19 protein-coding genes, 1 tRNA gene and 1 pseudogene are annotated in these 20,149 nt (G+C 33.0%); 15 read left to right on the forward strand and 6 right to left on the reverse strand.

The genetic code is table 11. The features are described from left to right. Nucleotides 1-3 precede the first annotated feature (3 nt). From F1847_RS07590 to F1847_RS09375, 3 genes and pseudogenes are all read right to left on the reverse strand, one after another. On the reverse strand, nt 4-1,767 hold the full coding sequence (locus F1847_RS07590; RefSeq protein WP_150072458.1) for an NADH-dependent [FeFe] hydrogenase, group A6: 1,764 nt from the start codon (nt 1,765-1,767) through the stop codon (nt 4-6). Nucleotides 1,768-1,793: 26 nt separating this feature from the next. After that, nucleotides 1,794-2,120 carry an NADH-ubiquinone oxidoreductase-F iron-sulfur binding region domain-containing protein gene (locus F1847_RS09370; RefSeq protein WP_240702887.1) on the reverse strand — a complete coding sequence of 109 codons (327 nt, stop codon included), beginning with the start codon at nt 2,118-2,120 and terminating at the stop codon, nt 1,794-1,796. A 102-nt stretch (nt 2,121-2,222) separates the two neighbouring features. Beyond that, a pseudogene (locus F1847_RS09375) lies at nt 2,223-2,618 on the reverse strand (hydrogenase iron-sulfur subunit); the annotation flags it as partial. A 343-nt stretch (nt 2,619-2,961) separates the two neighbouring features. Here F1847_RS09375 and F1847_RS07600 point away from each other — a divergent pair. From F1847_RS07600 to F1847_RS07660, 15 genes are all read left to right on the forward strand, one after another. After that, the gene (locus tag F1847_RS07600; protein ID WP_150072460.1) at nt 2,962-4,092 is read left to right on the forward strand and encodes a YhjD/YihY/BrkB family envelope integrity protein; all 1,131 of its coding nucleotides are present in this window, start codon (nt 2,962-2,964) and stop codon (nt 4,090-4,092) included. Between the two features lie 141 nt (nt 4,093-4,233). Beyond that, on the forward strand, nt 4,234-4,842 hold the full coding sequence (locus F1847_RS07605; RefSeq protein WP_206202400.1) for a prepilin-type N-terminal cleavage/methylation domain-containing protein: 609 nt from the start codon (nt 4,234-4,236) through the stop codon (nt 4,840-4,842). 48 nt (nt 4,843-4,890) lie between these two features. Beyond that, nucleotides 4,891-6,672, forward strand: coding sequence for a prepilin-type N-terminal cleavage/methylation domain-containing protein (locus tag F1847_RS07610; protein ID WP_150072462.1), 1,782 nt, complete (start codon nt 4,891-4,893; stop codon nt 6,670-6,672). Nucleotides 6,673-6,679: 7 nt separating this feature from the next. Further along, nucleotides 6,680-8,320 (forward strand): GspE/PulE family protein, encoded by a 1,641-nt coding sequence (locus F1847_RS07615; protein ID WP_150072463.1) that lies wholly within the window; start codon nt 6,680-6,682, stop codon nt 8,318-8,320. After that, nucleotides 8,320-9,519, forward strand: a complete 1,200-nt coding sequence (locus tag F1847_RS07620) for a type II secretion system F family protein (protein WP_150072464.1) — start codon at nt 8,320-8,322, stop codon at nt 9,517-9,519. Before F1847_RS07615 ends, F1847_RS07620 begins: the two co-directional genes overlap by 1 nt. Nucleotides 9,520-9,523: 4 nt before the next feature. Continuing rightward, a complete protein-coding gene (locus tag F1847_RS09230) occupies nt 9,524-9,697 on the forward strand; it encodes a hypothetical protein (protein WP_168194295.1) in 174 nt (57 codons plus the stop codon). Nucleotide 9,698: 1 nt separating this feature from the next. Further along, complete coding sequence (locus tag F1847_RS07625; protein WP_150072465.1) at nt 9,699-10,595, forward strand: ExeA family protein; 897 nt, start codon at nt 9,699-9,701, stop codon at nt 10,593-10,595. Beyond that, a complete protein-coding gene (locus F1847_RS07630; protein WP_150072466.1) occupies nt 10,592-11,911 on the forward strand; it encodes a hypothetical protein in 1,320 nt (439 codons plus the stop codon). Before F1847_RS07625 ends, F1847_RS07630 begins: the two co-directional genes overlap by 4 nt. Beyond that, nucleotides 11,908-12,345 (forward strand): hypothetical protein, encoded by a 438-nt coding sequence (locus tag F1847_RS07635; RefSeq protein ID WP_150072467.1) that lies wholly within the window; start codon nt 11,908-11,910, stop codon nt 12,343-12,345. The genes F1847_RS07630 and F1847_RS07635 overlap by 4 nt, the downstream gene beginning before the upstream one ends. A gap of 4 nt (nt 12,346-12,349) precedes the next feature. Then, entirely contained in the window at nt 12,350-12,829 is a 480-nt protein-coding gene (locus tag F1847_RS07640; RefSeq protein ID WP_150072468.1) for a hypothetical protein, read from the forward strand. After that, nucleotides 12,765-14,360, forward strand: coding sequence for a hypothetical protein (locus F1847_RS07645; RefSeq protein ID WP_150072469.1), 1,596 nt, complete (start codon nt 12,765-12,767; stop codon nt 14,358-14,360). Before F1847_RS07640 ends, F1847_RS07645 begins: the two co-directional genes overlap by 65 nt. A gap of 3 nt (nt 14,361-14,363) precedes the next feature. Then, on the forward strand, nt 14,364-15,131 hold the full coding sequence (locus F1847_RS07650; protein ID WP_150072470.1) for a tetratricopeptide repeat protein: 768 nt from the start codon (nt 14,364-14,366) through the stop codon (nt 15,129-15,131). A gap of 131 nt (nt 15,132-15,262) precedes the next feature. Then, the gene (locus F1847_RS09235) at nt 15,263-15,433 is read left to right on the forward strand and encodes a hypothetical protein (RefSeq protein WP_168194296.1); all 171 of its coding nucleotides are present in this window, start codon (nt 15,263-15,265) and stop codon (nt 15,431-15,433) included. 193 nt (nt 15,434-15,626) lie between these two features. Further along, nucleotides 15,627-15,718: transfer RNA gene (locus F1847_RS07655), tRNA-Ser, on the forward strand. A gap of 32 nt (nt 15,719-15,750) precedes the next feature. Further along, complete coding sequence (locus F1847_RS07660; RefSeq protein ID WP_150072471.1) at nt 15,751-16,722, forward strand: biotin--[acetyl-CoA-carboxylase] ligase; 972 nt, start codon at nt 15,751-15,753, stop codon at nt 16,720-16,722. A 7-nt stretch (nt 16,723-16,729) separates the two neighbouring features. On the opposite strand, the gene F1847_RS07665 is transcribed toward F1847_RS07660, so the two are convergent. The 3 genes from F1847_RS07665 to F1847_RS07675 are packed head-to-tail and all read right to left on the reverse strand — an operon-like array spanning nt 16,730 to nt 20,143. After that, nucleotides 16,730-17,662, reverse strand: a complete 933-nt coding sequence (locus tag F1847_RS07665) for a universal stress protein (protein ID WP_150072472.1) — start codon at nt 17,660-17,662, stop codon at nt 16,730-16,732. Between the two features lie 30 nt (nt 17,663-17,692). Next, nucleotides 17,693-19,423 (reverse strand): SLC13 family permease, encoded by a 1,731-nt coding sequence (locus F1847_RS07670; protein ID WP_168194297.1) that lies wholly within the window; start codon nt 19,421-19,423, stop codon nt 17,693-17,695. 9 nt (nt 19,424-19,432) lie between these two features. Next, on the reverse strand, nt 19,433-20,143 hold the full coding sequence (locus F1847_RS07675; RefSeq protein ID WP_150072473.1) for a hypothetical protein: 711 nt from the start codon (nt 20,141-20,143) through the stop codon (nt 19,433-19,435). Nucleotides 20,144-20,149: the final 6 nt, after the last annotated feature.

Consider the following 20,149-nt stretch of genomic DNA (forward strand, 5'->3'; position numbering starts at 1 on the left):
GTTTTATCCTCTACGGGTGTAATGGGTATGTAAAAGTTTGTGAGATTTTTCTCCAAGAGGCTCTCTTAAAAATTCTTGATAAATTGCCTGAACTTCTGAATTTTCATGGCTCTTCCTGATAGGTAATTTTCTATCCCTCTCATAAATTCCTCTAATACGCTCTTCTCTAGCTTCTACAGTAGTAGGAATAGGTTGACCTCCACCTCCTATACATCCTCCAGGACAAGCCATTACTTCTATAAAATGATAATCCTTTAACTCACCTTCTCTTATTTTATCCATCAACCTTCTTGCCGCACCTAAGGAATGGGCTACCAAAACCTTTACCGTTAACCCGTTCATCTCAACTACAGCCTCTTTAATATCTTTCATACCCCTTACTTCTTCGAAATCAAGCTTAGGCAAAGTCTTTCCTGTAACCACTTCATAGGCTGTCCTTAAAGCTGCCTCCATCACCCCTCCGGTAGCCCCAAAAATTTGAGCAGCACCGGTACCTTCTCCCATAATAGGATCATAAGGACTATCTGGAAGGTTCGCAAAATCTATCCCAGCCTCTTTAAACATCCTGATGAGTTCTCTTGAAGTAAGCACCACATCTACATCTCTGGAAATATTAGGATTATTCCAATACTTTCTGGCAGAAACCATCTCAGGACGAGCTGCTTCATACTTCTTGGCAGTACAAGGCATGATAGAAACCACAAAAATGTCCTCAGGATTTATTCCTTTCTTTTCTGCATAATAGGTTTTTGCTATTGCTCCAAACATCTGCTGTGGAGACTTACAGGTTGAAAGATGAGGTATCAGGTCAGGATAAAACTCTTCAACAAACTTAATCCATCCAGGAGAACACGAAGTAAACTGAGGAAGCACTCCATCGTTTTTAATCCTATGGATTAATTCGTATCCTTCTTCCATAATAGTAAGGTCAGCAGACCAATTAGTATCAAAAACTGCATCAAACCCAAGCATTTTAAGTGCGGTAACCATTTTTCCTGTAATGTCTGTACCGCGAGGCAACCCAAAAGCCTCACCGATGGTTACATGGGTTGCAGGTGCAGTTTGAACCACTACATGTTTTTTGGGATCTTTCAAAGCCTCCCAAACTAAATAAGTATCGTCTTTTTCTACAATCGCCGCCGTAGGACACACCAAAGCACACTGCCCACAAGCTACACACTTGGTTTCAATAAGGGGTTTGCCACCCAAAGGTCTTACTATTGCCTCAAACCCGTTACCATAAATCTCTAACACATCAACCGTTTGTAAAACTTTACAAGCAGTAATACATCTTTGACACAAAATACACTTGTTAGGATTTCTTACGATAGAAGGAGAAGAATCATCTATTTCATAAGTTTTTTTCTCCCCTTTTGGTCTTATCTCTCTTATATTGAGTTCAGCACATAAAGCTTGTAACTCGCATATTCCATTTTTAGAACAAGTAGGGCAGTCCAAATGATGATCACTTAACATAAGCTCAAGGTTCATCTTTCTTGCAGAAAGCACCCTTGGAGTATGCGTATAAACCACCATTCCCTCTTCTACCGGGGTATTACAAGATGAAACCAAATCGTTTTTACCCTCGATCTCAACCACACAAACTCTACAAGCACCTACATCATGTTTTATATGACGCAACCCTACCCCGTCCAAATAACAAAGAGTAGGAATCTTTATCCCTACCTTTTTAGCAGCCTCTAAAACGGTTATCCCTTCAGGAACTTTAACGGTTATTCCATCGATGGTTAATTGCACTTCTTTCATGCTTTCACCTCCATTAATTCAATTTTTTACAAAGAGACCACTTTATCCCATCCAGGATGTCCTGGGATGTTTTCTTTACAAATACCTTCTTTATGAGCCAATATATCTTCATAACAACAATTAAGGGCATATTTAACAGCCTTACCTGCAAGCCTCCCAAGGTCACACTTACTAGAATAACCTATGTCTTCTGCTAAAAGGTGAAGAAGTCTCTCAGCTTCTCCATTTATACTCCCTGATAAAATACCTGATAAAACCTCTTGAATTCTTTTTGTACCAATTCTACAAGGAATACACTGAGCACAGGAGTTTTTTTGCACAAAGTCCAAGAAAGAAAGAACTACCTCAGTCATACATTTGGCTTCGTTCCAAAAAACCTTACCTGCAGAACCAACCGCAGCCACCACTCGACTAAGCTCTTTCCAATCGATTAGATGGTTTCGTTCAATTTTGATAGGTCCTAAAGACCTAATCTTTTCGGTAAATTCCGTTGCTACTTGAGCAAACTTCAAACCCTCTGCCCCAGAAATCCATTCAAGCCTAACCCTTTCCTTTTCAATCCCTAAAACCTCTAAAAACCTTTGTAAAAGATTGTATCTACGATGGGCATAGTAGTTACCGTACCGGTAATGACAATCCCCAGGATGACATCCTCCGATAAGCACCCCATCTGCCCCACTAAAAAAAGCGTGAAAAACAAACTCAGGCTCTACCCTTCCAGAACAAGGCACCCTTACAATACAAACATTAGAAGGATAGGAATATCTTAAAGAACCAGCCAAATCAGCCCCAGCATAGGTACACCAATTACAAGCAATAACGATTATCTTAGGTTCAAATCTTTGACACATCATCTCCCTCCTTAGATAACTTAGCCTAATCTATTTTTCTCTTTGTATTACAATTTTTAAAAATATGTTATTTAATTTTAAAAGTCAAATCTTTTTATTCTCAATTATTAAAAATTTTTAACTATTTTTCCTAATTTTTTAAATTATTCTGCAATTTTTCACATATTTTTTAGTTTTATAATATTTTCATGCTAAATAAATCGTCTGTTTTGGTCCTTTACGCTTGGGAACTTCTAAGCAAATCAAGTTAAGTGATAAAATAAAACTTAAGGTCCTACTTAGCTCAGGTGAAAAATAAAAAAGGTTTGGTTATTTTTTAAAAAAGGTTATAATAAGATGGGCTATGTATAAGGAATCTTTTTCTTTTCTTAAAGCTTTCTTTCAAAAAATCTTAAAGGATGAGGTTTTGGTCTATGCTCAGGGACTTTCTTTTAATACCGTTTTAACCCTTATCCCCTTATTAGGCCTTATCTTGTCTGTGGCTAAAATTTTTATTCCATCAGAAAAAATATTAGACCAACTGTTGGTTCAAATAACCCAATATTTAACCCCTGAAGCTACTCAAAAGGCAACCCAGTTTTTGATTAAACTAATTAAAAAGCTTGAAACTTTTCCCTTAGGAAAGTTTAGCATTTTGTTTTATTTTTTAATGAGTATCGGCCTTTTGTTTCAGATAGAAGACATCTTAAATAAAATCTTCGAAAGCAACAAAAGGCGAAATATTTACCAAAGGGTACTTTTCTTTTGGCTTTGCATCACCCTTACCCCTTTTATTTTTGTAGTACCCTTTATTTTTTCTTCTTACATAGGAAAATTTTTTATTGTTTTAAATTTTTTATTTTTAGTCCTTTTCTTCTTTTTAATCTATCTTTTCTTTCCTGCTAAAGATGTACCTAAAAGAGAAGCACTTATCGGTGCAATTTTTTCTACTTGTCTTTGGTTCACAACCTCTTATCTTTATTCGGTCTATGTTAAGTATGCGGTAGGTTATTCTAAAATTTATGGGTCTTTAGCCGCTTTTCCGCTTTTTTTAGTTTGGATTTTTATCAACTGGGTAGTCTTTCTTTTAGGGGCTGAGCTTATCGTGTTCTTAGAAAAAAAGGGTTGGGAGTTAGACACTGAAAAAGTCCCTAAAAATCTTTTTACCTTGTTTGTGATGTATCTTTTAGGGAAAAGTTTTTATTCTGAAGGACCGTTAGAGATTTATACTCTTTGTCAAAACCTTAAAATTTGTCCTATAGAGTTGGAAACCATTTTACAAAACCTTGAAAACCAAGGCTTAGTAGTGTTTAAAGAAGGTAAGGTTTTCTTAGCCAAAGCCCCAGAAAAAATAAGCCTCTTAGAGGTCTTAACCTTAGAAATCAAACCCTACGAAGAAGATCTTCCTAAAATCTTTCCTGAAGACTTCGTAAAAAAACTTACTCTCTGGAAAGAACAAACCCCTCATTTTACTCTAAAAGACTTTTTAAACTAATTACTAAAGGAGATATATTTATCAAATAAATAAACTTTAATATAAATAGCTTAACAATAAAAAAATTGTAAATATTAAGTTGACAAATTTTATATTAACGCTTATTTTGTTACAATAAAAGCAAAATTAAGGGGGGGGATTATGAAAAGTAAGGGTTTTACTTTGGTAGAATTAGCGATTGTGTTGGTTATTATTGGTATCATCTTAGGGGCAGTGCTTAAGGGACAAGAATTGATATATAATGCTAAAGTAAAGAGGGTTCAAAGCCAAATAAAAGAATTCGCTGCAGCTTTTTATACCTACTATGATAAATATGGTTATTACCCTGGAGATGACCCAACTGCTTCTAATAAATGGTCAGGGGCTCCTAACGGAAACGGAGATGGATTGGTAGCTGGAGGATATTGTGACAATGCTGGTGAAGAATCTTGTTATATTTGGAGGCATCTAAGATATGCTAATATAATAAGTGGAGATCCTAATGAATCAACTCCTGCTAACCTTCTTCCTAAGCATATCTTTGGAGGATCGATCGATATGTTTACCGGTACTTATACTATCGGTGGTCAAACAAGGTCAGGATTATGGCTTACCCTTAGAAACATAGAAGCTCAAGCCGCAGAAGCTATTGACCGAGCTATGGATGATGGTAAATGCACAACCGGTTCTATAGCTCGTTATGCAGGAACATCTTGCAATGGTAATAATTATCCTTCTTCTGGATATTTAGACATATGGCTAAACTTATAAACTAAACGTTAAATCTCTCCCCTTTAAAGGGGGAGGTTTAATTTTAACATGAAGAATTTTGAAAAGAAATTTTCTAAAGGTTTTACCCTCATAGAAATAGCTATCGTGTTAGTTATTTTGGGTTTACTTATAGGTTTAGGGGCAAGCTTAGTAGGTGTACTTACCCAGAGAGCAAAAATCACAGAGGCCAGAGAAGTTGTTAATGCGGCGGTTGAATCCTTAATAGGTTTTGCCACCCAAACAAACAGACTTCCCACTCTGTTAGAATTTTCAAGAACTATAAGAAATCCAAATGATCCATGGAATAAGCCTCTAAATTACTTTGTTGATCCTTCTTTAACCTCTAACCCAAACCATCCAGCAGAAGGAATATGCGGTAAAAAAACTACCAATCTAATAGTTTGTACAGACACTAATTGCAATTTTCAAATTCCTAATGTAGCTTTTATTGTCGTAAGTGGTGGTCCTAACTATAATATCCAAACAGGAAATTTAACCAATCCTCCCTGTCCTACAGGGAAGACATGTTATAGAGTTTATCCTCAAGGGACTCAAAATATAGATGATTATCCATATGATTTTACCAGACCCGAAGAGTATGATGATATAGTAAAATGGGTAACCTTAGAAGAATTAAGAATTAAAATGGGGTGTCAAGGAGCCCAACTTAAAATTCTAAACAATGAACTCCCTTATGGTTATGTGAATACTATCTATAATGCTATAATTTATGCAGAAGGTGGGGTACCTTTTACCAACGGAAATGGAAAGTATAAATGGTGTGTAGAAGTAAACGGAACTCTACCAGGAATAAACTTAACCCCCACCGCTACCTCAAACAATTGTACGGCTTTACCTGAAAATTCTTGGGGACAGGCAGACTTTCTCACTTTAACCGGTACTCCTAACCAAAGTGGTAGTTTTTATTTAAGTATTTTTGTAAGAGACGATCAAGACCAATCAGGTAACAACGACAATATAGCTCAAAAAACCCTTATACTTACGATAAATCCTCAAACATCTTCTAATTCCACGGGTACGATAGGAGCTCAAATATCCTTTGCCGACAACATAAACCAATTTCAAGAAAATGAAAATAATCCCTCTGCGGTTCAAGTTATCGGAAATACTTTGTTATTAGGAGGGAACACAGGAAATACATATGGATGTTTTTGGTTCCCTTCTTCTTACACCTTAAACGGTAAAAAACTGAGAGCTTATTTTAAGTTTAAGTTTCTTACAGTTGATACCTCTCCTTATTCTACAGGTTATGCAGATGGTTTTACTTTCGCGGTAGTTGATGGCAATATGCCAACTAATGTCTGTGGAAGTGCTGGAGAAGGGCTTGGATTTTTAGGTTTAAATTATGACTCTATAGCCGTAGAATTTGATGTTTATCCAAACTCAGGAAGAAATGATCCTATAAATTACAACCATGTAGCTATCGTGAAAAGAGGGACGGTTACTCATAATACTTATACCTTAATGGGAGATAATCCAAGTTGTACGTCTAATGGATGTTATAGAACCAATGTTACAACCTGGTTAGAAGATGGAATTGAACATACGGCAAGAGTTGAAATACATACAGGGTGTAATCCATCTTGTAATAACTGCGGAAATAATCCTCAAAACTATGCTCTTTTAAAGGCCTGGATTGACTGTAGTAACTGTAATGATTTAACCCAAGACTATGCCTCAAACCCTACGATTCAACACTGTTTTCAATTACCTCAAACAATGTCTTCTGTTAAGTTTGGTTTTACTGAAGCAACCGGAGGTAGAAATCAAAATATTGAAATCAAAGATTTTGGAATAGGTTTTTATTGAAAATTATATGGAAAGAAAACCTATAGGACAACTTCTTAAAGAAAGAGGGTTTATCACAGAAGATTATATTCAATTTGCTTTACTTGAACAAAAAGCCACTGGAGAAAAGTTAGGAGAGGTTTTAGTAAGGATTGGACTGGTAACTGACCTGGAAATTGCCATCGCTCTTGCCGAACAAAGTGGATTACCTTTTGTAGATCTTTCTCAACTTTCTCCTTCTAAGGATGCCTTAAATTTAATCCCTCCTTCTTTTGCAAGAAAACATAAAGTTTTACCTATAAGATTAAAACAAGACAGGACTCTTGAATTAGCTATATCGGATCCATTTAACTTTCAACTGATTGAGGCAGCTTCAAGGGTTTCAGGGTTAAAAATCACACCTGTAATAGCTTCTTCTCTGCAGATAAACAAAGCTATAGAAAAATTCTATTATTTTTTAGAAAACCCTATTGAGGATCAAATTAATACTATCGTTGAAAGATTAAAAATTAACCCTCAAGCAGACTTTAACGCTGAAGAACTTTTAGAAAAAATTCTAATTTTAAGCATCATCAGACGAGCTACAGACCTCCATATTACCCCTACCGAAAAAAGCGTTCAAATCTATCTAAGGATAGATGGAGTACTTGAACCTTTAATAGTTTTTCCCAGGACTGTATATGGGAAATTAGTCAATGTGGTTAAAATAAAAGGACAGATGGATATAGCAGAATCAAGACTTCCTCAAGACGGTAGGATGCAATTTTCTTTTTTAGGAGAAAGCTTTGACTTAAGACTTTCAAGCGTAAGAACTCCTTTTGGAGAAAACTTGGTTTTAAGGTTTTTACCTTCAGGGGCCTATGCTCAGCATCTTTTTTATTTAGGGTTTTCCTCTGAGCAAATTGAGCTTATCCACAAGATAATGGCTTCTCCTTATGGAATGTTTTTAGTTACTGGTCCTACAGGTTCTGGGAAAACTACTACTTTGTTTGCTTGTCTCAGGACTTTAAATCTTCTTGAAAAAAACGTTCTTACTGCAGAGGACCCTATAGAATATAGTTTACCTTTGGTAAGACAAACTCAAGTTCATGAGGAAATCGGTTATACCTTTGCAAAAGCTATAAGACATTTTCTACGCCAAGACCCAGATGTAATTTTAGTTGGAGAAATAAGGGACGAAGAAACCGTTCAAATGGCGATCAGAGCTGCCCTTACCGGACATCTTTTCCTCTCTACCTTACACACCAACAACGCCATTTCAACTATCTTTCGTCTAAAAGACCTAAGAATTTCTTCAGAAATGATAGCTTCTACTTTGGTAGGTCTTTTAGCGCAAAGATTGGTAAGAAAAATTTGTCCTTACTGTAGAGAAGAATATCAACCAGATCCTACTTTATTAAATTACTATGAATTACCTGAAGATATACCCTATTATAGAGGTAAAGGTTGTGAGGCCTGCAGATTTAAAGGCTATCTTGGAAGGACTGTAATTTCAGAGATCATTTACATAGATAAAGATTTTATAAAACTTCTCTCTAAAGACGCTTCCTTACCAGAATTTTTAGATCTTATGAAAAATAAAAACATACCCTCTTTAAAAGAAGATGCTAAACTTAAAGTTTTAAACGGTTTAACCACGGTTGAAGAAATAAAAAGAGTAGTAGGATAATGCCTATTTACCGATATAAAGCTTTAAACAAAGAAGGCTTAATAGTAAAAGGAGAGATAGAGCTTTCAAACTTAGAAGAGTTTTTTAACTATCTATATCAGGAAGGACTTATCCCCTTAAAATACAAAACTTCTTCTTTATCTTTGAAATTTTTGTTTAAAAAGGTAAAAAGAAAAGATTTAGCAGATTTTTGTCACAACTTAGCTTTTTTGCTTTCTGCAGGGGTGCCACTACTTTCAGCTTTAAAGGATCTATATGAAACCGTAAATAATCCTATTTTAAAAAGAAAAATAGCTCAAATCATAGCAGAAATATTAAGAGGAACTCCTATATCAGAAGCGTTTAAACAAACTCAAATATTCCCTCCTGTAGTGATTTTTCTGATAAAAATAGGTGAAGAAACAGGAAGAATCGATAAAACCTTAGAAGATGCCTCCAAACATCTTTACCGTATAGACGAAATTGTCTCTCAAACGAAAAGGGCTATGATGTATCCTATCTTTGTTTTATTTTCTATTTCAACAGCTTTTCTCTTTTGGATGCTTTACGTCTTACCCAAGATTTTAGATGTTTTTAAACAAATGCACATTACCTTACCTCTTCCTACTCTTATTTTGATGAAAATAGTAGATGTTTTTCAAAAACATTATGTTTTGATATTTTCTGTTTCGTTGATTGTAATCCTATTTCTATTAATACTTTATAAACATCAAAAAACACAGCATAAAATAGAGAAGATCTTATTAAAACTTCCTTTTATAGGTTTTGTAAAAAGGTCAAGTTTTCTTGCCTTCTTTTTTGAATATTTTTCATTACTTTTAGAAGCCGGTGTAGATATTTTAAGAAGTTTTGATTTAATGTATAGTTCCTTAAATACCCAACTTACTAAAAAAATTATTTTAAATATAAAAGAAAAAATAACAGAAGGTATAACTCTAAGTGATGCTTTAAAAGAAGAAAAAATTTTCAACTCTTTTGATATAAGGTTAATCAACGTGGGAGAAAAAACTGGAAAACTTAACGAACAAATGAAACTACTTTCAAACTATTATTTTAATGAGGTGCAAAACCTAATCCAAACCATTAGTAAAATACTTGAACCTCTTATTATCGCTATAGCCGGTATGATTTTTTTAATCATAATTATAGCTCTTATTGGACCAATATATGAACTTATTTCTCAAATTGGCAAAATGTAAAAATATGATAATAATCTTAATATTAGCTCTTTTTTTAATAGGTTTAGGTTATTTCTTTCTTATTAGTATTGACCCTAATATAACTTATGAAAGATTGATCTTTGAGGTTAGAACTGCTCAGATTTCTATTATAGTAGGAAGTTTTTTATTATTACTTTACCTTTACAGAAGATTATAAAATGAACCTTTGGAACTCTCAAGAAAAACAAATTTTTGATTACTTAAATTTTTTTGGATTAAAAGAACCACCTTTTTCCCTTACCCCTGACCCAAACTATTTTTTTCCTTCTTCAACCCATATCAAGGTGATAGAGGTTTTAAAATATGGTTTTTTAAAGAAAGAAGGATTTATGGTGCTAACCGGAGAACCAGGGCTTGGAAAAACTTTACTTATTAAACTACTTTTAAATCTTTTACCAGAAAGTTATTACACACTTTTTCTTCTTACTCCTACTCTTTCTCCCAATGAACTCATAATAACTATTTCTCAAAAATTAAAGTTTATCTCGGAAAAAGAAAATCCCCCTTCTAAAGAAACACTTTTAAACCTTTTACAAAAATATTTGGAACAGTTAGAAAAGGAGAATAAAACCTTACTTATCATAATAGACGAAGCTCAAAATCTTCCTATAGAAACTTTAGAAGAATTGAGGCTTTTAAGCAATTTTGAAACTGAAAGGAACAAATTAATCCAGTTTTTTTTGGTAGGACAACCTCTATTAACCACTAAATTAAAAAACTACCGACTATATCAATTATCTCAAAGAATTACCATATGGGAAAACATAACACCATTTAACCAAGAAGAGACAGCTGAATATGTTAGATTTCGTTTGTTTAAGGCAGGATATCCTGTGATATCTTTTGAAAGAGGTTTTGAAAAACTGTTATACAAATTTACACAAGGTATCCCAAGGCTTATCAATAAGCTTATGGACAGAACTTTATTAGTAGCTTATGCTGAGAAGTCTCAAAAAATTAAGAAAAAACATCTTAAAACTGCCAAAAGATCTTTTCCCGATGAAGTTTTTCCGTTAAAATCTAACAAAAATTGGCTAAAATTTTGGAAAAGATGATAAAAAAAGAATCTGTCTGGATAATAAAACCTTTAAAAGAAGACTTTTTTGAAGGTTTCAAGTTTGATAGACAATTTAAAAAATTTGAGTTCTTACCTAAAATAGAACTTTCTCAAATCAAAAAACAAAAAGTTTATCTTATCTTAGAACCTCAAATATTTTTTGCAGACTATATAGAAATCCCTGGGAAAATTTCAGAATTTATCAAAGTCCAAGCGGAAAACCGAGTAAAAGAAAGTGGAATTTTCCTCAGTCCTCCTAAAACGATTTATAAAGTTACTGAAACCCTTGAGATGAGCTCAAAAGTTTTTGTTTTTGGTATAGAAGAAAAATTGATTAATAATTACTTAGAAAAATTAAGAAATGTCCAAGCAAGAGTAGAAATAATAACCCATAAAATACTCTCTATTTTTTGTTGGTTCCAAAAACAACTTTATTCAGAAAGTATCAGTTTACCTGTATTACTCGTTATTTTAGATCCAAACGAAGTTTGGTATTTAGTAGTTTATCAAAAAGCCCCACTTTACATAAAATTCTCTGTATTAGATGAATTTATCGGAATTTCTACTCAAATTATTTCAGAAAACATTTTATCGTTAAAAGACTATGTATATAAATTTTTCCAAGAGGACATAAAGGGGCTGTTTTTCTTAGGTAAAGAACGAAACAAAATAAATCAAGAAGAAATTGCTGAAAAAACTAAACTTTCTTTAATAGACTTAAACCTAAAAACCTTTGAAGAAGCTTATTCTTATCCTGAAATTTTTGGAGCTATAACTTTAGACCAAAATTTTAATTTTCTACCCAACTTAGAAAAACTATTTTTGACTCAAATAAATTGGATTGAAAAATTGACCCCTGTTATTTTAGGATTAACCGGGATTAACATTTTGTTATGTTTATATTTTTATAAAATAAACTCCGATTTAGAAAAAAAGATAGAAGCTGAAATTCTAAATACTAATAAAGTCATTAGTGAAATCGCTTATAAAATACCAGAATCTTCTCTTCCTAAAATCAAAACCTATCTTTCTTTAGAAAAAGAAAAAACAACCAGTTTAAAATTAGATGAGTTTTTATTATGGCTCTCCCAAATATGGAATGAAAATTTAATTTTAAAAAATCTTAAAGTAGATAAAAATAACAAAATTTTTATTGAAGTTGAAATAAAAGGAGATATGATAACTACACAAAAAAGAACAGATGAACTAATCAATCACTTTAAAAAACATTTTAAAATAGAAAAAAGTAACTTACATTTTTTTGGTAGAGAAAATAAAGGTATTCTAAACTTAGAAGCAGATTTAATAAGATGAGAAAACTTGTAAAAATTTATCAAAAACAGTTAGTTTCCTGGTACATTATTTTACTGGTTTTTGCATTTTCTTTATCTTTTTTAAGCTATACCTTTCTAAAGCTATTCAACAATCAAAAAAGATACGATGCTCTTATAGAAAGCAAACAAATCTTAATTTCACAAGTTCAAAACATTTATCTTGGGATGGTTAAGATTAATACAGAAAAAATCATAGAGCAACAAATAATACCGGTTAACATAGTTTTTGAAATAAACGATCTTAATTCTGTGCTTTATAATATTTCTTCTTTATATTCTCACAAAGGAAGTTTTTTTAGATTAAACGAAGCTATAATCTCTCCCTGCGAAAAAAATTATAATACAACGTTAGGGACCGATTGCCTTTATATAATGACCATTTCTGGAGAAAGGGTAAAATACCTTTTAGATTGAAACCATGAAAGAAAACTATAAAATATACCTAATATTTTGGGGTCCTTGCTTCTTGTTAATAGTTCTTACTTGTTTTTCGTTTTTTCTTATCAAACAAAAAGTCTTTTCTACCCCTTTTTACGTAATTAACCTATCTTCAAGCTATATAGAAATCATCAACGAAATTAATGCCTTGAATTATTTAAAACCTTTTCAGCTTATAGAAAAAACTGCGGTAAATAAAGACCTTTTTGTAAACGCCAAAAAAACTGAACCTTCCAAAGAAAAAACCCTTTTAACCACAATTAAACCCTATATGTTAAATTTAAGCATGATTTATATAGAAGGAAATAAGAAAAAATGTATAATAAACGATAAATATTTTACAGAAGGAAGTAATTTAACTCAAGATATAAAAATAGTAAAAATAGGTGATTATTATGTGGACCTACAAATTAAGGGCGAGATTAAAAGGCTTTTTTTGGGACAAACTATTAGTTTTTAGTATTATTTTTTTAGTAAGCTGTGCGGGAAAAGAACCTGAGATAGAAAAAAGTTCTTCTAAATTTTTACAAACCTTTTATGCTAATGAAACTTTAAAAGAGAGTTCTACTTCAAACTCTTCTAATACTAAACAAACAACATATAGTCTCCCTAAGCTATCCCCTATTTATACAGAGGTTTCTCCTCTTGAAAACAAAATACTTACTCTTTCTTTTAAAGATGAAAGCTTTGAAAATGTGCTTTATTTTCTTGCTAAAGAAGCTGGGCTTAATTTAATCATTTCTCCTGAGGTTTATCAAAATGTTCCTCAAGAATTTAGGAAAATCAGCTTTCAGTTTAAAAAACAACCTTTAAAAAACATTTTAGAGGCTATTTTGGAATCCTTAGACCTCCATTATCAAATCAAAAAAGGGGTACTTTACGTGGTGCCGTTTGAAGAAAAAGTCTTTTCTTTAAGTTTTTTACATGTAGTCCAAGAAAGTGATTTTAATTTAGGAGGTGATGTCCTTGGAGGAGCAACCAATTTAGGAAGTTCTACAGGTAGTTCTAGTGGCAGTTCTTCTGCATCTATCGGAGGCTCCTCTCTAAAAGGTAAATATGAAATAAAAGGACAAATTGACAAAAAACAGATAGACATCTATAACCAAATAGAAAGTTCTTTAAAGGATCTTATAAGCGAAAACGGAGTCTATACATTAAACAGACTTACAGGTACTTTATATGTAAAAGATAGGCCAAGTCATATAAAAGCGATTTATAATTTTATAAATGATATAAAATCAAAATATAAAAATCAGGTAATTATTGAAGCAAAAATTGTAGAAGTAGTATTAAACAAAGAGCATAATTTGGGTATAGATTGGATAGAAATTTCAAATTTCCCCTTAGGCAAAAATTCAGTAAGGTTTAACGAAGTTACTTCTCGTTTTAGCACTAAAACTAATGAACCCAGCCTTTCTCTTACGATTACAGGAAGCCCTAACATTAATTTGATTTTAAACTTGTTAAAACAATATGGAAACATCAATCTACTTTCTAATCCTCGTTTAAGAGTTATCCATGGACAACCTGCTTTGATAAGCGTAGGTAAATCTGTAGAGTTCGTAAAGGAGATTACCAGAAATTTAGTTTCTTCCCAACAAACCGCCCAGGTTCAAACCAATATAACCACTTCGGCTATTTTTGAAGGAGTAATGTTAGCTGTCACACCTTATCTTACAGAAGAAAAAGAAATTTTGCTTCACATAGTACCTATTAAAAGTGATATCCTCTCTTTAAAAAGAGAGGATTTTGGGCAAGATACCTCAATAACCCTCCCTGAGGTTAACTTGAGAGAAGCTACTTCTATTATAAAAGTAAACCCTGGTGATATAATAGTTTTAGGTGGACTTATCCTTGAAAAAGAAATTAATAATGAAAAAAAACTTGTAGGAGTAGGAGACATACCTATATTGGGGAATATTTTTAAAACTAACCAAAAATCTAAACAAAAAACAGAGCTGGTAATTATTATAAAGGTAGACATAGTTTAAACTATGAGTAATTTTTACGAAATCATAAAAAAATTAAAGACTTCTAACCCTCAAAAAAGCAACCTTCAGGGAAAAAAACTTAAAATAAAGCTCTTATTTTTTCTTATCATAACTTTTGTCTCTGGAATAGGTATAACCCTTTTTAGTTACTATATCAAAAGTTTTGTTAAAAAATCTACTGAAAAATCTACCCTAAATAAACCTATTTCTAATTTAGTTCAAAACTATACACAAACTGTGCATAATCAAACAAATTCCTCTTCCCCATCCCCCTCTTTATCTAAAAAAATTCCTGAAAAAACTCTCTCCTCTCCCCTAAAGATTAAAACCAAACTTTCTTACCCTGCTATCTCTCCTTCTAAATTACCTCAAACATCTTCTCAACCACAGGTTATAGAAGGATTTCTCTTAACCCAAGGAGATTTATTAAACAATCTTCTTGTTTTGGCTGAAGAAGAAAGAAAAAAAGGAAATTATCAAATGGCTATTGTTTATTATGAAAATTATTTAAAAGAAAAGGAAGATCCGTTAGTAATGAACAATTTAGGTGGTTGCTTAACTGAAATCGGAGCCGTTGAAGAGGCCATAAAAGTCTTTCATAAAGCACTTTCTTTAAAAAACGACCCAATTATTCGTTATAATCTAATTATAGCTTATCTAAAAAAGGGAGATAAAGAAAAGGCTTGTTCTGAAATAAAAAAAATAAAACCTCCCCTTACATTACCTCCACAAATAACCCATCTTGAAGAACTTTGTAAAAGCCTTAACTAAAATTCTTTGATTTCCTCCCAGGTTAAAAGGTGGACTCCTTTTTCTTGTAAGATAGATATGGTTTTATCCAGATTGTTGGGTCCTGATAGTGTCTCATTAATTGTGTAAAGACTTGAGGGAAAGGGAAGGGTATGGTAGCTTCCCTAATGCTTAATAACCAAAACTACCAGAAAGAAGGGGAAGCTACCATTAAAAAAAACAAAACTTTAACCGCACAACCTATAAAAGAATTTCTAAACAAAAAGACTATGCAAACGGTTTTTATACCAAAGATCTACTTTTCGTGCCTTCCTACTTCCTGAAAGATTATTATACTTGATCTTAAAAGAGATGAATGAGAGGTTAAACTCAAGGAAGTTAAGAGGATGTAATGAAATTGGGGAATACCATGCCTTTCCCGGAAAAATTTTTACACAATAAAAGGAACACCATGAAATACAACCTCATAAGGATAAGTTGACAAAAAAGGATAACTGTTTAAAGTTTATAAAAAAAGGAGGAGTGCCCGAGTGGACGAAGGGGGCCGACTCGAAATCGGCTGAAGGGGTGTTAAGCCCCTTCCGGGGGTTCGAATCCCTCCTCCTCCGTTGCTAAAATTTTTAAGTATATCCTAATATAAATGCGTAATTACAACCTTAAAAAATTTAAAATCTTAGAACTCTTGTCTCAATCTTCTTTTATTTCAGGAGAAATTTTGGCACAAAAGCTTGAAATCTCAAGAACGGCTGTTTGGAAGTATATTCAAGCCTTAAAAGCAGAAGGATACCCTATTGTAACCACCAAAAAAGGTTATACTCTCAAGCCTACCTCAGACCTAATTTTACCTGAAAAAATAGAACAAGCTCTAAAAAAACAAAAGATAGGATTGGTAGATAAAGTTTACTACTTTCGGTCTGTTTCTTCTACGATGGAAGTAGCCAAAGAACTGGCTAAAAAAGAAAAAAATTTTTTAGTTATAGCTGAAATACAAACCTCTGGACGTGGAAGGCTTGGAAGGTCATGGCTTTCAAACGAAGGCGGAATATGGATGAGTTTATTAATCAGACCTTCTTTTTCTTTAAGAGAAAGTTTTATACTTACTTACCTTGCGAGTTTATGTGTAGTTAAAGCCCTTAGAGAAACAACCCAGCTTCCTTTTTATCTGAAATGGCCTAACGATGTAGTGTTTTTAAAAAATGAAGAAATAAAGAAAGTTGCAGGAATTTTGCTTGAATTAAAGGCTGAAGTAGACCAAATAGAGTATGCTATAATAGGAATAGGAATAAACGTTAACAATCAAATTAGTCCTTTAGAACCTACCGGTATTTCTTTACAAGAGCTTACTAACAAAATTTGGAATAGAACAGAAATCATCATAGAAATCATAGAAAATTTTGAAAAATATTCCCAAACCACATCTGAAGAAATCTTAAAGGCATGGAAAGAACTTTGTTTAACCTTAGGCAAAAAGGTTAAAATCATAAAACCTCAAGAAGAACTAATCGGAATAGCTATTGATATAGCAGAAGACGGGGCCCTTATTTTGGAAACAGGAGCCCCTTCGTTAGTAAAAATCTATTCAGGAGATTGTATCCATTTAAGAACCACTTAATTAGGTATTATAAGTTTATTATCGCAATGGTTGGCTCTAAACATCTACTTATAACTGATGAGCTTACTCCGCCAAGAACGATTTCTCTAAGGGCTGAACGGCCTTTCCTACCCATAACTACAAGGTCATAACCACCTTCTTTTATTTCTTTAACTATTTCTTCTTTAGGAAAACCAAGAGAAACTTTAGTTATAATTAAGTCTTGAGAAATCCCTTCCTCTAAAAATTTATTTTTAGCTTTATCAAGGATTTCTTTGGCTTCTTGCTCAGGATCTATACCCTCCCTTACTCTTTCAAGATAAAAAGAAAGATTAACAACCCTTAAAAGGGTAATTTTATTTATACTTTTAACCATTTTTACTACACATACTGCATGCTCTACTGCTTTCATCGAGTATTCCGAACCATCAACAGGAACTAAAACCTGGGAAACAGGGGTTTCTTCTACTACCTTTTCTCCAACAAGATATACATTGTGATTTATCAATCCATGCAAAACTTTACTTGATATACTTCCAAGAAAAAAACCCTTTAATTCTGACATTCCTCTTCTTGCAAGTATTACTGTCTGGAAATTTTCCTTTTTTGCAATTTCAATTATTTTATTTCCAGGGTCTCCCTCTTCAATTCTTTTTTCTATTAAACCATTAAATCCAGCATCTTTTAAAATCTTCTCGTACTCAGACATAAAAGGCATTATATTTTCTTCAACATATTTCTCTTTAATCTTTTTAAAAACCTCTGAACCCTTTATAAGCTCTGCCCTAAAATCAACATTTTTCATGTGTTCACTTAAGTACCCACCTGCCATTACGTAAAGAAAAGTAATGTTTAAGGATTCAATCCCTTTTAGTAAAGCCCCAGCAAATTTAACCGCTCTTAATGCATTTGGACTCCCATCAACCGGTAATAAAACTTTATCAAAATAACATTTATTCATTTTTTCCCCCTCATTTTTTAAAATAAAACCTTAGTAAAAGAGTAAAAGCCATATATTACTAATTATAATAGTAATTACCATAAAAAGAAAAGCGTACTTCATAAATCCAAAAAAGCTTATTTTGTAGCCTGCTGCCTCAGCAATTCCTACAGTTACAACGTTAGCAGAAGCACCAATTATTGTGCCATTACCTCCTAGACAGGCCCCTAAAGCAAGCGCCCACCAAAGAACATTACTTTCAGCACCTGGAATTACCTTTGTAAGGTAGGAAACTATAGGCAACATGGTTGCAGTAAAGGGAATGTTATCTACAAAGGCACTCATTATAGCGGAAACCCACAAAATTAGACATATAGCAACGGTTAAATTTCCGGCAGAAAGATTATGAACCCAATCTGCGATAACCGCAAGCAACCCGACTTCCTCTACCGCTCCAACGATTATAAAGAGAAAAATAAAAAATAAAAGGGTTGTCCACTCTATATCTTTTTCAATCAATTCCAACATTTTTACTTTTTTAGTTAAAACTGCATAGGTAAACAGCACCCCAGCACCAAACAAAGCGGGAATACTTACTTCCATATGCCAAATTCCATGGGTTACAAAAAACGAGATAACGATTGCCATAGTTAAAAGGCCATAGTTAAGAAGGGTTTTATCTTTGATTTTATATTCTTCTCTTAAATAATTTATAAAATCATCTATTTTTTCAACCTTTCCTTTTTGGTATTCCTTTGAATAGAAAAATTTATTATAAATTATTAAAGCTATCATACAGATGAGAACAACGGGGGTAAGAGCATATACAAACTGCATAAAAGTAAGGCCTGTATATGAGCCAATCATAATGTTAGGTGGGTCACCGATAAGGGTTGCAGTTCCGCCAACGTTTGATGCCATTATACCTGGAATAAGCAAACTCAAAGGATTAATTTTTAAAGCTATGGCAATTTCTATTAAAACAGGTGTATAAAGAAGCATTGTAGTTACATTATCAAGTAAAGCAGAGGTAACGGCTATAAAAAAGCAAGAGATGATTGCAAGAGCCATAACATTTCCTTTTGCAATTTTATAAGACATATAAGCACACCACTGAAAGATCCCTGTATGTTTAAGTACTCCGATTATTACCATCATTCCCATAAGAAGAAAAATTACATTCATGTCTATTGCCTGGATAGCTCTTTCAAAGGAAATGATATGAAACTCTGGATTAAAGGTGCCAAGGGTATAGGTTAAAATAAGCATGGTTGCCGCACCTAACATGGCTGCAACCGTTCTGTGAAGCAGTTCAAAGGATATAAGAGCATAGGCAATGAGAAAAACTGCTGTTGCGATCCAAAAAGCAGGTCCGAGTTTTCTTTCAATCATTATGTCCTTAGTTAGGTAAAATTGATTTCCTTTAACCGCAAAATCCTCTTTTTTAAACTCAACCAATGTTTTCTTATAGGAACTTTTTACTATCTCAAGCTGAATTTTAGCCTTTTCGATAACACCTTTCGGAAGATGGAATTCAATCTGAAAAGTTCCTTGAGAGGAAGTAACGGTTTTATCAATTTCTTTATCCTCTACTATCAATTTATGAGGTTTTCCATCAACAAGTAATCTAATTTCTGTTTCTTTTACAGGTTCTTTGTGAGAATCAATGATTTTTCCTGAAATATAAAATATATCTAAATCTTTTTGTGTCTCTTCTGCAAAGGCGAATACATTAAAAAAACACATCCAAAAAAGCCATAAAAATATAAATGGCCACTTCATAAAAACCTCCTAAATTTCAAGTTTTTTCTTTTCACCGTTAAATACTACATAAGCTTCATCAGGAACAATATAGTTCTCCTCTGGTCCATGAACTTGAATACCGGTAAAAACAGCGTAATCGGATTTTTGAGGGTCTACAACCTTTTCTATTACGTTTTCAAGGTCTTCTTTAATTACTTTAAGAGTAATCTTTGTAAGGGTTAGAAGGTCAGGAATTTCACCGTAAGGAATTTCTCTTAACAATCTCCTTTTTAAAATACTTTCTTCAAGGTCATTTTCATCTAACCTGATACTTATTTTTTTTGATGAAAGTTCATTTAAAAAAAGACACAAAGCACCACAGGCATGAGATTTTTCAAGCCCTTTTCTTTTACAAACGCCCAAGTTCTCATTTTCATCGATTGCAATGTGAGAAAAAGCATAAAAAACATATCTTTCCTTACCATCAACTTGTGGTGCATGACTTATAAATGCTTTCATACCCGTCTTGCCGGCTGTAAATAGTCCAGCAAGACTAGAAAAATTAAAGGCTTCACCCCACATTCTTTTTACATGGCTTCTTACTGTTTGTGAAATCTCATCTCTACAAACACATACAGATGCGATAGCATTATCATATGTAAATCCAAAGCTTTTCAAAACATCGTAGGATTTCTTTACAAAGTCATATTCTTTGTAAAATCTTCCAAAAAGCCTTTCTAAAATAGGCTTTATAACCATAGTTCA

It is taken from the genome of Thermodesulfobacterium sp. TA1 (genome assembly GCF_008630935.1).
Taxonomy (GTDB): Bacteria; Desulfobacterota; Thermodesulfobacteria; order Thermodesulfobacteriales; family Thermodesulfobacteriaceae; genus Thermodesulfobacterium.

Excerpts from the sequence above, each read along its gene's own strand:
- F1847_RS07590 (WP_150072458.1), bottom strand. The coding sequence starts at position 1,767 with ATGAAAGAAGTGCAATTAACCATCGATGGAATAACCGTTAAAGTTCCT.
- F1847_RS09370 (WP_240702887.1), bottom strand. The coding sequence starts at position 2,120 with ATGACTGAGGTAGTTCTTTCTTTCTTGGACTTTGTGCAAAAAAACTCC.
- F1847_RS07600 (WP_150072460.1), top strand. The coding sequence starts at position 2,962 with ATGTATAAGGAATCTTTTTCTTTTCTTAAAGCTTTCTTTCAAAAAATC.
- F1847_RS07605 (WP_206202400.1), top strand. The coding sequence starts at position 4,234 with ATGAAAAGTAAGGGTTTTACTTTGGTAGAATTAGCGATTGTGTTGGTT.
- F1847_RS07610 (WP_150072462.1), top strand. The coding sequence starts at position 4,891 with ATGAAGAATTTTGAAAAGAAATTTTCTAAAGGTTTTACCCTCATAGAA.
- F1847_RS07615 (WP_150072463.1), top strand. The coding sequence starts at position 6,680 with ATGGAAAGAAAACCTATAGGACAACTTCTTAAAGAAAGAGGGTTTATC.
- F1847_RS07620 (WP_150072464.1), top strand. The coding sequence starts at position 8,320 with ATGCCTATTTACCGATATAAAGCTTTAAACAAAGAAGGCTTAATAGTA.
- F1847_RS09230 (WP_168194295.1), top strand. The coding sequence starts at position 9,524 with ATGATAATAATCTTAATATTAGCTCTTTTTTTAATAGGTTTAGGTTAT.
- F1847_RS07625 (WP_150072465.1), top strand. The coding sequence starts at position 9,699 with ATGAACCTTTGGAACTCTCAAGAAAAACAAATTTTTGATTACTTAAAT.
- F1847_RS07630 (WP_150072466.1), top strand. The coding sequence starts at position 10,592 with ATGATAAAAAAAGAATCTGTCTGGATAATAAAACCTTTAAAAGAAGAC.
- F1847_RS07635 (WP_150072467.1), top strand. The coding sequence starts at position 11,908 with ATGAGAAAACTTGTAAAAATTTATCAAAAACAGTTAGTTTCCTGGTAC.
- F1847_RS07640 (WP_150072468.1), top strand. The coding sequence starts at position 12,350 with ATGAAAGAAAACTATAAAATATACCTAATATTTTGGGGTCCTTGCTTC.
- F1847_RS07645 (WP_150072469.1), top strand. The coding sequence starts at position 12,765 with ATGTGGACCTACAAATTAAGGGCGAGATTAAAAGGCTTTTTTTGGGAC.
- F1847_RS07650 (WP_150072470.1), top strand. The coding sequence starts at position 14,364 with ATGAGTAATTTTTACGAAATCATAAAAAAATTAAAGACTTCTAACCCT.
- F1847_RS09235 (WP_168194296.1), top strand. The coding sequence starts at position 15,263 with ATGGTAGCTTCCCTAATGCTTAATAACCAAAACTACCAGAAAGAAGGG.
- F1847_RS07660 (WP_150072471.1), top strand. The coding sequence starts at position 15,751 with ATGCGTAATTACAACCTTAAAAAATTTAAAATCTTAGAACTCTTGTCT.
- F1847_RS07665 (WP_150072472.1), bottom strand. The coding sequence starts at position 17,662 with ATGAATAAATGTTATTTTGATAAAGTTTTATTACCGGTTGATGGGAGT.
- F1847_RS07670 (WP_168194297.1), bottom strand. The coding sequence starts at position 19,423 with ATGAAGTGGCCATTTATATTTTTATGGCTTTTTTGGATGTGTTTTTTT.
- F1847_RS07675 (WP_150072473.1), bottom strand. The coding sequence starts at position 20,143 with ATGGTTATAAAGCCTATTTTAGAAAGGCTTTTTGGAAGATTTTACAAA.